The organism is Margalitia sp. FSL K6-0131, assembly GCF_038008735.1.
In the GTDB taxonomy this organism is placed as follows: Bacteria; Bacillota; Bacilli; order Bacillales; family Bacillaceae_C; genus Margalitia; species Margalitia shackletonii.
Genome location: NZ_JBBOZS010000001.1, coordinates 518,254 through 531,586, shown reverse-complemented (window position 1 = coordinate 531,586; position 13,333 = coordinate 518,254). Strand labels below are relative to the sequence as shown.

The following is a 13,333-nucleotide window of genomic DNA, read 5'->3' as shown; positions in this document are numbered from 1 at the left end:
ACTATTAATGGTAAAATATTTTTATAGTTAATAAGTCACTGTATTCTAAATTAGCATGTAAATAAATATTCCGTATTCGAATACTACCTTTTATCAACATAAAAAACCACTATCTTTATAGTAAAAAAGTAGCGGGTGAAATAATGTCCATGTCCTTTGCAAAGCGTTTTAAGGAATTAAGAGAAAATCTTGGCCTAACTCAACAGGAAATGGCTACTAGATTACATAAACAACAGCCCGATATTTCTAAAATAGAGAACGGTGAAAAAGAATTAACCGTTTCCGAATTAGCCGAGTTTCGAAATACTTTTCATCTGTCCAATGAAGTTATACTTTATTTAACTTTTGGGATTGATCCTGGCTCTCAAACGACGCAATTGGCCATAAGAGAACGTTACGAGGATGCTGAGGCACAGCGCATACTCAAATATTTATTAGAGCATCCAAATTTCAAAAGCCTGATTAGCCGAATAACCCTGTTGCCTGACAAAAATCAGCAATATGTCGCGCAAATGTTATCGGCCATTATTAAAACAGAAGAAAGGAGATAAGAAAGGAGCCGAAAGCAGCCGGTGTGCGGATGAGTGAAATTTGATGTGAAGCGACAGCGAGGTTCTTTAGGAGCGATGTTGTCTTATCGTAGGAAGCAGACTACGAAATCCGATAGCCTCTGTGCACATAGTTAGACAGAGTACGTTTTCTTATCCTCAAACAAGAGTCCATTCCATATAAAAATAGGATTGGACTCTTTTCTTCGTTCATTAGATTTTCATAGCTCGAATTGCCCCAAAAGCTTATCTAATTTCAATGCCTGACCAATACTGCCTTCTATCTTCAGTTTTCCCATCATAAATGCAGTGGTGCTGTTTATACTCCCCTGTAAAAATTTTCTAAAATCAGAAACCTTCATTTTCAATGTGCACTGAGGTTCTTCCACCGCTTCGTAAAGTACCTTCGCAGAACCTCCCGAAAATGCCAACTGATACGTGCCGCCATCATCTCCGCTCAACTCAAATTGATACACAATATTCATATCCTGAAATGGGACAGGGTTTGCATTTAATACAATTTCAACCTCCTCCCAAATTTCCTTCACCGTTTTCTCATTAAGTTTACTCATATGCACATCCCCCTTTTCTATTAATATATAATAATGGATTTTGAATAATCAAATAATTGCAGTATTATTAAAGAAAAGGAGGCTTTATTAATGAAACATGCACTTGTAGTCGGCGGAACCGGAATGTTATCAGATGTCACCTTATTTCTGAAAAAGGAAGGATATTTTGTTTCGGTTATTGGCAGGGATCCCTCAAAATACGAGCGTATTTCTGATTCTTCCCATTCAACATTTTTATCAGTCGATTATCATGATGACATGCAGCTTTTAAATAAAATCCAACATACTATTCAACAGCATGGTCCTATTCAATTAATTGTTGCGTGGATTCACTCGTCTGCTCCAGATGCTTTAAGGATTATTTTTGCGGAAGCTGCAAAAACTAAGGTGGAATTTCATTTATTTCATGTTTTGGGGAGCAGCTCGAATTTAGAAAAAATAAAAGAGGCTGCATCAGTTCCTGCGAATTGTCTTTATCATCAAGTACAGCTTGGCTTTATCCTCGAAGGTAATCGAGCACGCTGGCTAACCAACCATGAAATTGCGTCAGGAGTGGTTGCAGCAATAAAGGAAGATCATCCTATTAAAGTGATTGGCGTATTAGAGCCTTGGGAAAAACGTCCTTAAATCGGAGGAAAAAATGAAGGATCAGCTTTTAGAAATAGAAGCAAAATATCATGTAAAAGTATTATTTGCATGTGAAGCAGGCAGCCGAGCATGGGGGCTCGCATCCGAAAACAGTGATCATGATGTCCGTTTTATTTATGTGCATCCACTTGAATGGTATTTAGATATAGATCAGAAACGAGATGTTATTGAGAACCCTATTACAAAGTCACTGGATTTATCCGGATGGGATCTGCGTAAAGCCCTATTTTTGCTGAAGAAATCCAATCCCCCTTTATTGGAGTGGCTGCATTCGGACATCATTTATATGAAAGAAAGTCCTTTTTATGACGAGATGAAAAATCTTGCGAATAGAGCTTTTTCTGCAAAAGCTTGCCTTTTCCATTATCTCAATATGGCAAAACGGAATGCGAAAAACATCTTTCAAAAAGACAGGATTAAAGTAAAACAATATTTAAATGTTTTACGTCCACTGCTATCCTGTAAAGCGATGGAAGCCGAGGGCTCTTTTCCAACGGTACATTTCCCAAATTTAGCGGCGAAGCTTATAACAGATGATAAACTCAAAAAGGAAATAAACCAATTAATACATCTGAAACGAGCGGAAAAAGAATATATTAGCCGTGCGGAATTATTCTATACGAACGAGTATATAAAATCGGAGTTGCTATATTTAGAAGAGTATGTCAACACAATAACGGTTAAAAAAGGGGATATAACGGAGGAATTGAATCAATTTTTTCGAAAAACATTAAAAGAAGGTACCTCTTAAATGGTACCTCTTCTCTTAAATGCCTTCGTCGAAATAACAGCCATCAATAAGATGGCAACTAGAATATACGCGATGCCCCCAATCATGCCTAATGATCTTGGTGCCAAGTATTGCAAGACAAAACCAGAAAGAAACATAGATATCCCCAATAAAGTGTTGCCGATAGTCGCTAACAGTCCAAACATTGTTCCTTGATGCTCCTCGGGTATTTCTTTCATAAGAATAGTATCAAAGCAAGCATTTCCGATCCCGGTCATAAAAGCGGCCCCGCAAAACATAAGAAAAGCTATCACGATTAAATGAGTTCTGCTTAATAAAAAAAGAAAAGTACCTTCAAGCATTAAACATATTAGTCCTGTCAAAAGGTAATTTTTCCGAAGCCGATTTGCAGCTGAGAAGCTCAGCATCAGCCCTATTCCCAACGCTCCATAAAAAAGGCCAACCCCCACATCACCTAGCTGGTATTCCTTAACTGCATACACACTTATTAAAACATTATCTATTCCATTCATAGAAGCAATTATGATTTCACAAAAAAGAAGAAGTTGAATCGGAGCAGACATAAGCACAACTTTTTTAAAAGTGGATAAAGGGTTCCCTTTTTTAGCTTCATTTGCTTTCCCTTCCTTATTTTTCTCAGGAAAAGCAATGGTTGCAGTAATCAAAGCTGCCCCTAAAAAAGAAGCTGCATTAAACCAAAATGTTACACCTGCTCCAAAGATGGATGAAACAATCCCTCCGGAAAAGGCGCCTCCAATTAAAACAATACCAACCATTACTTGTTCCAAACTATTTATTTTGACGAGTTGATCCTTCTTTACCAGACCCGGAATAGATGACTTCCTTGCTGGAGCATAGATTGCTTCACCAACGGCTAATACGAAGGTACTAACATAGACAATCCACAGATCCTCTTTTCCATTCACCATTAAAAAAGAAAGGGCAAACACGATTCTAATAAGATCTGTTATCACAAGTATCGCTTTTCGCGAAAACCGATCTGCAAGCCATCCCCCGATCGGTCCAAACAATAGAGAAGGTATCAGCCGAATGGCTAAGGTTACTCCTACCGCCATTCCAGAGCCAGTAATATGCAAAAGCATTGCCAGAACAGCAACGGAACTAAAACGGTCCCCAATACCATTAACTACCCCAGCAAAAAACAATCTTCGGTATTGCTTTTCCTCTCTTATAATCGATATTCCCAAACCCATCACCTTCTTTTAAACTCATCTAATTTTATATATATCTAATTAGTTATCTAAAAAATACAGGTGCCGAGTGACACCCATTTAATGTAACCACCATAATTCAACAGGATTTAGTTCATATTGATTATTTTCCCTGTACATATATTGGCACATGATTAACTCGCGCCTTAACGTGGCATAATCCTCATGAAACTGTTTTAAATATTCATTGATTTCCTTTTCCGGATAAACCTTTCCAAACTCTAACCCCTTTGCCATATGAGCAAGGACAACCAGCTTTTTCTTCCGCTGTGCCGGATAATTTTTGAGTTTTCCATCCTTCGTGAAGAAATTATTAATAATTGCTGCGCGTTCTTCTTCTGTAACAGACATTTCCATATTGGTGCCCCCTCCTTTTCCAACCGTTAAAATTGCCTTAGCACTTGTTTCTAATATTTTGGTGTTTAACGAAAAATAGATGGTATTTTTATCTCTGCGCTCTTTAATTAATCCAACCTCTCGCAGTTTTGCTATATGATGTGTGATTGTTGGCGGCTTGAGTCCCAGCTTACCGGCAATTGCCTGACCATGCAAAGGTCCTTGCTGAAGCAAGGCAATAATTCGGATCCGCGTAAGGTCCCCTAAAGCCTTATGAAATTCCACTATTTTGTTTAATTGCATGGAATAATACACCTACTTTTATAATTATCTAATTAGATATTAATCAAATTAAATTTAAATATCAATAGTTAAAAGGGGAATTTTTAAAAAATTTCGGGAATATGTTGAGGAATCGAAATAATAACTATTTGATTGTTCCCATTTTTGCCTGGGCTGATGAACAATGGGAACAATACCTGAACTATCGTGACCGTTTCATCCTTTGCCTGAGGAAAATGGGAACAATACTTATATAATCGTTACCGTTTCTGCCTTTCCCAGAGGAAAATGGGAACAATACTTATATAATCGTTACTGTTTCTGTCTTTCCCAGAGGAAAATGGGAACAATACTCACCTAATCATGCCCTTTTAAATGATAAAAGCCCCACCTTTTACAGATAGGGCCTTCATCGTGTTAAATTAGGATAATTTAGGGAAGTCTGTGCCTAGTTACAAGGAAATCTGGTACCTTGATCTAAGCGCTGACCCGCAGAAAAGACTCGCGCCGAATCACCTCTGCGGAGCAGCCTTTATAGTAGCTAGACCCCTGTTTTACTATAGTATTCTTCCAATGTTATGTGCTTTTTATAGATTGCAGACGCTACTTTCACTCCAACATAGCGGAAATGCCATGGTTCATATTCATATTTTGTTATTTTTTCCTTCCCTTTTGGATAACGCAATATAAAACCATATTCGTGGGCATGTTTGTCTAGCCATATTCCCTCTTTTGTTTTAGCGAATTTTTCAACTGTGTGGAATTGTACGCTGGCAGCAGTAATATCCATCGCAAGACCAGTTTGATGTTCACTTGTTCCCGGTAATGCTACCGCCATTTCTGCCTTCTTGCGCCCATATTGTGCGACTTCTCTTTTAAATAGGGCATCCTGTGTTTCATAGGAGCGAAAACCAGATGCGCCATAAAGCGTTATCTTTTGTGCAGCTGCTGCTTTGAACATTTTCTCCAATGCAGCTGCTGCAGGCTTTCTTAATAACGCTTTTTCAAGCTTTTGATTTCCAAATAAAAATTTCACCTTCGGACGTACTAGATCCTTTGGACGATAGCCTTTTGGCAAAGCATTGGATTTGTTTACCATGACCGAGATGGAAGTTGGATTTTTAGCTGTGTGAATAACGTTTGTTTTGGAAGAAGCTTTTGTGACTTTAAATGCTGCTTCATTTACTTTTTTATCAGTGATATTAATCACTCGGGAAGATTTTGGTTCACTTACAGCCTTTGATTGTAAACCACACCCCATCATTAGTAATGCACCACTAATGAAAATGATACCTAACCTTTTCATAATCATTACTCCTATTATAATTGTTCAGTTAGCGCATAATGGCTAGCGTATTTCAACGTCTCATCGAAAACTATGGAATCCGGCGCTGCATATTTCGTACTGTCATTTTTAAAGACGCATGAAAGCACGAAAAAGTTACAAAAAGAATAACTCAACTTTCGACATTATTTGAAAAAAGAAGGCTGCCGAAAAAATGGCTGCCTTCTTTTTGAAGTTTAAATTTCCTGTAATTCGGGAAGCTTTCCAATATATTGTGATTCAGGTCGAAAGAGGACATTATGTTCTGCTTGTTCCAAAACATGTGCAGTCCAGCCAACTACACGGCTTGCCGTAAAAGTTGGAGTAAATAGTTCGTCATCCATATTAATGGAACGCATGACAGCTGCAGCAAAAAACTCTACATTCGTATATAATTTCCTTCCCGGTTTATATTCCTCTAACAAACGAATGGCCGTTTCTTCAACATACAAAGCCAAAGCAAGCCAAGGATCATTTTTTCCGACCTCTAATGCCTTTTCCTTCAATGCGAGAGCTCTCGGATCTTTTGTTTTGTAGACACGGTGGCCGAACCCCATGATGCGTTCGCCTTTTTCTAATTTGGTTCGAAGCCAGTTTTCCGCATTTTCCTTTTTGCCAATTTCATTCAACATTATGGTTACGTCTGAAGGTGCCCCGCCATGCAAAGGTCCTTTCATAGTTCCAATAGCCGAAGTAATCGCTGAAACCATATCGGATTCAGTGGAAGCAGTTACTCTTGCGGAAAAAGTCGATGCATTCATACCATGTTCCAGCGTTAATACCATGTAAGTTTCCAATGTTTTGACATGAACATCCGACGGTTTTTCTCCTGTTAACATATATAAGTAATTTTCAACATGACCATATTCCTGATTTGGTTTTATTGGTTCCAGTCCATCCCTTTTTCGTTGCCAATAGGCAATGACAGTCGGCATAATAGCCGTCAGCTTAATCGCTTGATCAATTGTCGGCTTCCATTGATAGCTTGCATCCCCCATTGCTGAGATGACCGTTCGTAAAACTCCCATTAGCTCCATATTGATTGGCAGCTGATCAATAATTGTTTCTATATAAGAAGGCAGCTCTCTATGTTTTTTCAACTGTTGGTCTAATTGGTTCGCCTCTTCAGATGATGGTAATTTGCCATGCCATAGCAAATATGCTGCTTCAACAAAGGAATGATGGATGGCAATCTCTTTTGCCGCATATCCCCGATATACTAAATGCCCCTTTTCTCCATTAATATAACTAATCGCTGTTTCAGCAGCTATAACCCCTTTTAATCCGTGTTGAATCATGATCCTTTCCTCCTTTATCGCTTTGAAATTAGTATACGTGCTATAATTGATAAAAAAAATTAAATAATTTTTATTAAATCAATTAAGTATGTTAATCAGGAGGTGCTAACTTGGATTTAAAATGGATACGCACGTTTATTACTGCCGCAAAGCATGAAAATTTTCGAAAAACGGCTGAGGAGCTCTTCATTTCGCAGCCAACTGTCACGGTTCAAATCAAACTTTTAGAGGAGGAAATCGGCAGCACTTTGTTTCAACGTGATGGCAGAAAGGTGACAATAACAGAGGATGGAAGAAGATTTTTACCTCATGCCGAGAAGCTATTAGGGGTTTACGAGTCGGGAATGTCCGATTTAAACCGTTTTCGGCAAGGCTTTAGTCAAAAACTTACATTAGCCATTTCCCCGCTTATAGCAGAAACCATTATGCCGTTTGTTTTAAAACGCTATATGACCTTACACCCGGAAATTGAGATTAATCTGCAGGTGGTTGATTCCGAATTTATTGCAGATGCCGTTTTAAATGGAGAAGTTGATTTAGGACTTTCCAATCAGCATACAAAGAATTCTGATTTAATTTGCCGTCCGTTATATGATGACCCTGTTGTTTTGATTGTCCCTCATGACGGGAAAGACAGCGAAACCGCTCCGCCATTGGACGCCGAGGATTTGCTGCAAAAAAACTACTTAATTACTCACAATCATCCTGAATACTGGGATCAGTTACTGCATTCCGTTCGTGCGGTGGTGCCCGCAGTTCGGACGATGGCCGTTTCGCAAGTCAATGTAACCAAACGGTTTATTATTGAAGGGTTAGGCATTTCGTTTTTGCCCTCCTCCACTGTGCGCAGAGAGCTTTTAGAAGGAAGACTGTTAGAGGCACCATGCCCTTTTATCAATCTGCCTAATTCCAAGACATATGCCCTTTTAAAATATGAACATCCTAAAGAAACACAATTTCTCGAATTTTTAAGTCAATTTCGTTTCTAGTTTTCCATAATAAATGTTCAAAAGATTCATTTTAAAGTATAATTAGTAAAGCGGAAGGGCCTTGCTCATAGGGCGTACAGATTTCGTTGTCACAGGCGAGACCAACGGAAACACAGAGAGTGATGGTGACTTATTGTAGAGGAGACGGAGATATCCGCTAGCCGACGGCTGCTTGCGCTAGACAATTATTATTGGTAAATAATTGATATTAAAAAAAACTTATACTTTCCTATCTTTTAAAAATATGATGGAGAACAGAAGGTAGATATGAATGATCAAGGATATCATTGAATTTAAAAGAAATCAGCTATATGAAACCATTGGTCTTGTCGGATTAACAGCGGAAGAAACCCTCACCATTAGTAAAGAGCTAGAAAGATTTATGAATTATCATGCGAAAATCAACGGCAAAACCACCGACATGCAAACAAATCAAGCAAAAATTCATGTTAGTGTTTTACTTAATATATTAAAGGTTATTTCAAAAGAAAAACTTGATCTGCCATTCGAATTGAATGACCAATTTTTAAAAAAAGCGGAATGGATTCGGTTTGACATGGCACATACACTGTTACATGCAATTATAGAAAATTATGGTTCGGAAATAGAAGAGTATATTGGAGAATGTGTACCTATCCATGGTATATTTCCAAAAGAGGTTCAAAGCTTTCATGAATCCTTAAAACATTTAGACACTATTTTTCACTTAAACCATAAAAGTCCTGTCTATATCGGCGAATATTTGCCTTTTATGGATATAAAAAATGAAACAGTCCTATTTTGTTATACCCCTCATTACTCATCCGCCTTTAACTACGGAATTATTCAGGGACTTTCTAAAAAATTCAATCACTCTTTAAAAGTGAAAATACTAGATCACTGTAACGGCGGACAGTTTAAGATTGTGGGTTAAGCTCAGGGTTAGAACCTGAGCTTTTATATTTCAATCCAAAATCGTCTAACGATATTCCCATCTTCTTCTGCGAAACTACTATCTTCTATTCCGCCATTATTTAAAATTGTCTTCGCAGAACCAATATTATTTTCATCACAAGTTACAAGAACTTTTGTAATTCCCAGCTCCATTACTTTTTCCAACGATAAGGCGAGAAGCTTTGTTGCATATCCTTTTCTTCTTTCAGACGGACGAATCCCGTAGCCAATATGGCCACCTGTTTGTAATAGTTTCTCTGTTAAGCTATGGCGAATATTAACCGCACCTATAACTCTATTATTTTGATTGACGAGCCAGTAAGTAGAATCCGGCACCCAGTTAGCAGGCAGATTATCACCTTTTTCCGCATCTAATAAAGACTGGACCATGCCTGCAAAATCACTCGGGTCTTTGCTGATAACCCAAGGCACCATATTTTCACCGGTTTCCTTCCATTCCTGATAAAAAGATAGGTACTCGTTTTTTAACTTTACAGTTGGCTTGATTAATATTACTTCACTACCCATAGTTTGACCCCCATATATAAATTGCATCTAGTTTACCATAGGGATGCATGAATGAATATAGAAATTTAGCTGTGGACAATGGTACCGCTTATTTCATTTGGTAAGGATAGCGAACCGTTTAGCCATTCTTTAAAGGAAAAAGCAAGTGGATTACTTTCACTGCCAATACCAATCATTACTCTGAGATCTTGTGGTGAATATAGGACTGTATGCAGGGTGCCAAAGTACTCTTTATAATTTTGGAAAAATAGCGGAGAGTCATGGTGATTAAAACGATCAAAAGTTTCTTCGGGAGTAAGCTCTTCCTTCATTAAGGCTTGAAGATAATTCTTCCGTTTTACGGAGCCTTGCAGCTGCTTTTTATTTTTTCTGAGTAAGGTTTTGGTTTCAAAATGATTAGTGCAACTAAGAGGTTGAGTGTGAATAATTTCCTGCTGTTGTGGAGTTGCCTCAACAATAACACTGTTCCCATGTTTGTCCGTAATCGAATAATTATAACAATATCCATGGGGAACCTTCTTAATTAACTGAATAGCTTCCGAAGCAGTTGCGCATTGGTCTAAGACCATTCTAACTATTGTGGTTGCAAGAAAGCCCTGTTGTTTGTACGCTTGATTAACAAAATGCAGGCCAATAACAAGGCCCTTTTCATTCATCCCGTCCAGCCTGCCGATAATGTGCTGACTAAAGCCTATACTCGCAAACCCTTCATTAGGTTGTATAAGTACAAGTCTCGCATCATATAATTCCGGGCTAAAATCATAGTTGCGGAGATAGTAAGAATCTTTCACTAATGTGGAACATCCCATTTCAGGAAATGTTACGTCATATCCACTGTAAGCACCTATAGCTGTGGAAAGCGGCAACTTTAGCCCTTCTGCTAACCCTTTCAGCTCCTCTAATATTTGTGATGAATTCTTCTCTAAAATTATTTGGGCATTATTAGTAGCATCTTTGTTTTGAAGAGTTTGAGAAATACCCTGCGATATTTGCTGACCTTGTTTGAACCCAATTTGATAGAAGCTTCCTCTTAATCCTATTACTTTTACTTTTAATTCCTGCTCTTTTTGCACCTGCAACCCCTCCTGATTTAGTTGAATAACGGGCAATATTAAATCTACTTCATCCAATTGTTCGTTTTGATACCATTCTAAAATGGGACTGGTCGGATCACATCCCCTTTTAGAATAAGTTACACCTTAAAGCTACTTGAAGGTCAAGAGGATTTTTCACTTTTGCTAGTCCCAATCATCGAACTGAAGCTCATATACTCTGCCTTTTGTTGTGCCTGAATAAGGGAGGTTCATATCTATTAAAAGCTTTTGGACAATAGATTCAGAATCAGATTTCAAGAATTTTCTTGCCTCTTTATTAGTTATGGTAGGTTTGATTAAGAGACAAAAATCTTTTAATGTATCAATCTGTGCGTTTTTATTGGATGTTTGACATTTTGGACAGAGCCATTTACCCCACTTTCTTTCCATAGGTAAGCAGAAACATTTCGGACAGTGAACACCTAATAAGATTTCCGATTTTGAAATGTTATATTTTTGAAGAACATCGGGATGCTTAGGGGTGTGGTGCTTTAATAACAGTTTGGAGAGTTTACGGAGTTCTTTTTTAGTTAATTTTTCCTCTCTATATATTTGACTTAAATGATTTACTTTTGACAGGAAATTGGTACTTCGAGTAACGGTTTGTTTGTAGCTAAAACTATTTGGTGTGAATTGAATAAAAGAAGAGGGATTTGTCAAAACCACTAATGTTTCAATAGGAATTGATTGGAACTTATTATTTTCTAGCCATTTTTTTAATTGGAACCTTTGATGGTTAACTTGCAATACTGGATCCGGGAAGATTTCAATTTCATCGTTGTAGTCTCTGATCAATTGATTGGAGTCCTTGTCAAAGGTGATTTTTCCGGAAATGTGTTTTACTTCAAGAATGAGAAAAAAGGTGGAAGAAAGGATAACAATATCCATTTGAAAGTGATGTGAATTGCCTAGAAGCCTAATATGATGAAGAATGAGGTAATTTTCGTCGGGAAGAAATGATAAATAATACTCCATCGACTGTTCTCCTTTAAATCCTGTCAATTTTTTTGCCAAATCCTTTTCAATTTGCGAACGTTTAAGGTGGTTATTGGGTAATCTTCTTAGTAATGCCTGCAATGCTACAATCTCTGCTTCCATTTTTTTCGGTTTTACAATCAAAATATCACTCCTTTTGTATCTTGATAGTAAATTTCTTCACCAATTTGCAGATATCCTCCCTCTTTAAAAAATAATTCCGCCAAATTTCTGCATAATCCCGCGAATTTTTATTATAATCCCGCCAAATCTGACAATAATCCCGCGAATTTTTACTATAATCCAGCCAAATTAGACAATAATCCCGCGAATTCAAAAACCCCCCTATTTAGCCCCCTAACTCGTTTGGACACCTACTTCGTAAGATATTACAATAAATATATCCGAGGGGGCGTATAAAATGAGTAAAAGAAGAGGGCCGATAGAAGAAGTAAAGAAAAATTATGTACGCATGGCTTTAGAATCTGGAAATATGGCATTTGTAGCACGTAAAACTGGTGTAAGTCAATCTACTCTAAAAGCTTGGGTGAATCTATATAGGAGTGAGGTGGAGGCTGAAATGGAACAGGAGGGGGTTAATCCTCTCTCTTCTTCACCTTCTAATAATGACCTTCAAAAAAAATATGATCAAGCAATGAAATTGTTAGGGGAAAAAGAGCTGGAAGTGGCGATGCTTCGTGACATGTTAAAAAAAAAGTTTCCGAACTTTCCGAGAGAGTAGAATTAGCTCACGAATGGATTCAGGAGGGATTCCCAGCTAAACGGGTCCTTAAGATTGCCTCTGTTCACCGTTCTACCTATTACTACCGTCTCTCTCATCCTAAAGGAATGAAAAAAATAAAAGGTGGACGACCTGTACCTGGATTTTCCCGTACGCAATCGAACAAAAAAGTGAGCGACAAAAAGATAAAAGGCTATCTGATGAAATTGATGGAGAGGAAAGAATGCGTCTATGGCTACAGAAAGCTTACTCGAAGTTTAAGAAAGAAATACAAATTAATCATTAATAAGAAAAAGGTTTATCGCCTATGCAAGGAATTGGATATCCTGGTGCCTCAACGGGAGAAAAAGGGGAAGATTCCAAGAAAACTAGCGAAAAACAGAGTGGTTACAGGACCAAATCAGCTCTGGCAGCTAGATATTAAATATGGTTACGTGACAACTTCACGACGTTTTTTCTTTCTTGCCAGTGCCATAGATGTTTTTGATCGTTCCATTGTTGGTTATTTTAAAGGGACTCATTGTGAAGCAAAGGATATTACGAAAATGCTTCAAAAGGCGATGTTAAAGCGTGGAGTTCATATACCTGACTCCGACGATGAAAAAGCTTTAATCATTCGAACGGATAATGGCCCTCAATTTTGTAGTACACATTTTAGAGATTTTTGTGAGAATCAAAAGGTTTTTCATGAACGAATTCCACCCAAATCACCTAATATGAACGCATATATAGAGTCTTTTCATAGTGTACTAGAAAGAGAGTGTTACCAGCCAAACGAGTTTGTAACTTTTGAGCAAGCATATAAAACGGTTGATGAATACATCAAATTCTATAATGAAGAACGGTTCCACGGTGGGCTAAAAGATAATACACCAAAGGAGTACTACGAAAAGTGGCAAAATAAAACCCTAGAACCAGTTAGGTTAGCCATGTAAAACCCTATATCCTGTAGATTTTAGGTAAAAGGAGCCCTTTTACCTAAAATCTACAGGCCACCAAGCGATAGCGCGGTAGATAAAATGGAAAACTAAGAAAAACAGAGAATTCCAAAGTAAGTGTCCAAAATTAAGGGGTTAAACCG

General features: G+C 37.8%; 15 protein-coding genes. 7 read left to right on the top strand and 8 right to left on the bottom strand.

Annotation, left to right across the window (positions count from 1 at the left end; all coding sequences use genetic code 11):
• Nucleotides 1-149 precede the first annotated feature (149 nt).
• Nucleotides 150-551, top strand: coding sequence for a helix-turn-helix domain-containing protein (locus tag NSQ59_RS02720; RefSeq protein WP_055738140.1), 402 nt, complete (start codon nucleotides 150-152; stop codon nucleotides 549-551).
• 218 nt (nucleotides 552-769) lie between these two features.
• Here NSQ59_RS02720 and NSQ59_RS02715 read toward each other — a convergent pair whose 3' ends face one another.
• Nucleotides 770-1,120: an SCP2 sterol-binding domain-containing protein gene (locus NSQ59_RS02715; RefSeq protein WP_340829012.1), complete on the bottom strand. Its 351-nt coding sequence runs from the start codon at nucleotides 1,118-1,120 to the stop codon at nucleotides 770-772.
• Between the two features lie 90 nt (nucleotides 1,121-1,210).
• Between NSQ59_RS02715 and NSQ59_RS02710 the strand changes: the two genes are divergently transcribed.
• Together NSQ59_RS02710 and NSQ59_RS02705 are read left to right on the top strand one after the other, a co-directional pair.
• Nucleotides 1,211-1,747: a short-chain dehydrogenase gene (locus NSQ59_RS02710; protein ID WP_340829011.1), complete on the top strand. Its 537-nt coding sequence runs from the start codon at nucleotides 1,211-1,213 to the stop codon at nucleotides 1,745-1,747.
• Between the two features lie 13 nt (nucleotides 1,748-1,760).
• Complete coding sequence (locus NSQ59_RS02705; RefSeq protein WP_340829009.1) at nucleotides 1,761-2,519, top strand: nucleotidyltransferase domain-containing protein; 759 nt, start codon at nucleotides 1,761-1,763, stop codon at nucleotides 2,517-2,519.
• On the opposite strand, the gene NSQ59_RS02700 is transcribed toward NSQ59_RS02705, so the two are convergent.
• The 4 genes from NSQ59_RS02700 to NSQ59_RS02685 all read right to left on the bottom strand — a co-directional run bounded on the left by NSQ59_RS02700 (nucleotide 2,516) and on the right by NSQ59_RS02685 (nucleotide 6,991).
• Entirely contained in the window at nucleotides 2,516-3,733 is a 1,218-nt protein-coding gene (locus NSQ59_RS02700) for an MFS transporter (protein ID WP_340829007.1), read from the bottom strand. The two genes, NSQ59_RS02705 and NSQ59_RS02700, sit on opposite strands and share 4 nt — an antisense overlap.
• 78 nt (nucleotides 3,734-3,811) lie before the next feature.
• Entirely contained in the window at nucleotides 3,812-4,390 is a 579-nt protein-coding gene (locus NSQ59_RS02695) for a DUF2087 domain-containing protein (RefSeq protein WP_340829005.1), read from the bottom strand.
• Between the two features lie 520 nt (nucleotides 4,391-4,910).
• Nucleotides 4,911-5,675, bottom strand: coding sequence for a M15 family metallopeptidase (locus NSQ59_RS02690; RefSeq protein ID WP_055738134.1), 765 nt, complete (start codon nucleotides 5,673-5,675; stop codon nucleotides 4,911-4,913).
• Nucleotides 5,676-5,890: 215 nt separating this feature from the next.
• Nucleotides 5,891-6,991 carry a citrate synthase/methylcitrate synthase gene (locus NSQ59_RS02685; protein ID WP_055738133.1) on the bottom strand — a complete coding sequence of 367 codons (1,101 nt, stop codon included), beginning with the start codon at nucleotides 6,989-6,991 and terminating at the stop codon, nucleotides 5,891-5,893.
• A gap of 110 nt (nucleotides 6,992-7,101) precedes the next feature.
• Here NSQ59_RS02685 and NSQ59_RS02680 point away from each other — a divergent pair, with 110 nt between their 5' ends.
• On the top strand, nucleotides 7,102-7,980 hold the full coding sequence (locus tag NSQ59_RS02680; protein ID WP_055738132.1) for a LysR family transcriptional regulator: 879 nt from the start codon (nucleotides 7,102-7,104) through the stop codon (nucleotides 7,978-7,980).
• Between the two features lie 271 nt (nucleotides 7,981-8,251).
• The gene (locus NSQ59_RS02675; protein WP_055738131.1) at nucleotides 8,252-8,893 is read left to right on the top strand and encodes an aspartyl-phosphate phosphatase Spo0E family protein; all 642 of its coding nucleotides are present in this window, start codon (nucleotides 8,252-8,254) and stop codon (nucleotides 8,891-8,893) included.
• 23 nt (nucleotides 8,894-8,916) lie between these two features.
• On the opposite strand, the gene NSQ59_RS02670 is transcribed toward NSQ59_RS02675, so the two are convergent.
• From NSQ59_RS02670 to NSQ59_RS02660, 3 genes are all read right to left on the bottom strand, one after another.
• Nucleotides 8,917-9,441, bottom strand: coding sequence for a GNAT family N-acetyltransferase (locus NSQ59_RS02670; RefSeq protein WP_055738130.1), 525 nt, complete (start codon nucleotides 9,439-9,441; stop codon nucleotides 8,917-8,919).
• Nucleotides 9,442-9,506: 65 nt separating this feature from the next.
• A complete protein-coding gene (locus NSQ59_RS02665) occupies nucleotides 9,507-10,514 on the bottom strand; it encodes a C45 family autoproteolytic acyltransferase/hydolase (protein WP_055738129.1) in 1,008 nt (335 codons plus the stop codon).
• 165 nt (nucleotides 10,515-10,679) lie between these two features.
• Nucleotides 10,680-11,654, bottom strand: coding sequence for a nuclease-related domain-containing protein (locus NSQ59_RS02660; RefSeq protein WP_055738128.1), 975 nt, complete (start codon nucleotides 11,652-11,654; stop codon nucleotides 10,680-10,682).
• 277 nt (nucleotides 11,655-11,931) lie between these two features.
• Between NSQ59_RS02660 and NSQ59_RS02655 the strand changes: the two genes are divergently transcribed.
• Nucleotides 11,932-12,252 carry a transposase gene (locus tag NSQ59_RS02655; RefSeq protein WP_055738127.1) on the top strand — a complete coding sequence of 107 codons (321 nt, stop codon included), beginning with the start codon at nucleotides 11,932-11,934 and terminating at the stop codon, nucleotides 12,250-12,252.
• A gap of 17 nt (nucleotides 12,253-12,269) precedes the next feature.
• Nucleotides 12,270-13,187, top strand: coding sequence for an IS3 family transposase (locus NSQ59_RS02650; protein ID WP_152982338.1), 918 nt, complete (start codon nucleotides 12,270-12,272; stop codon nucleotides 13,185-13,187).
• Nucleotides 13,188-13,333 lie beyond the last annotated feature (146 nt).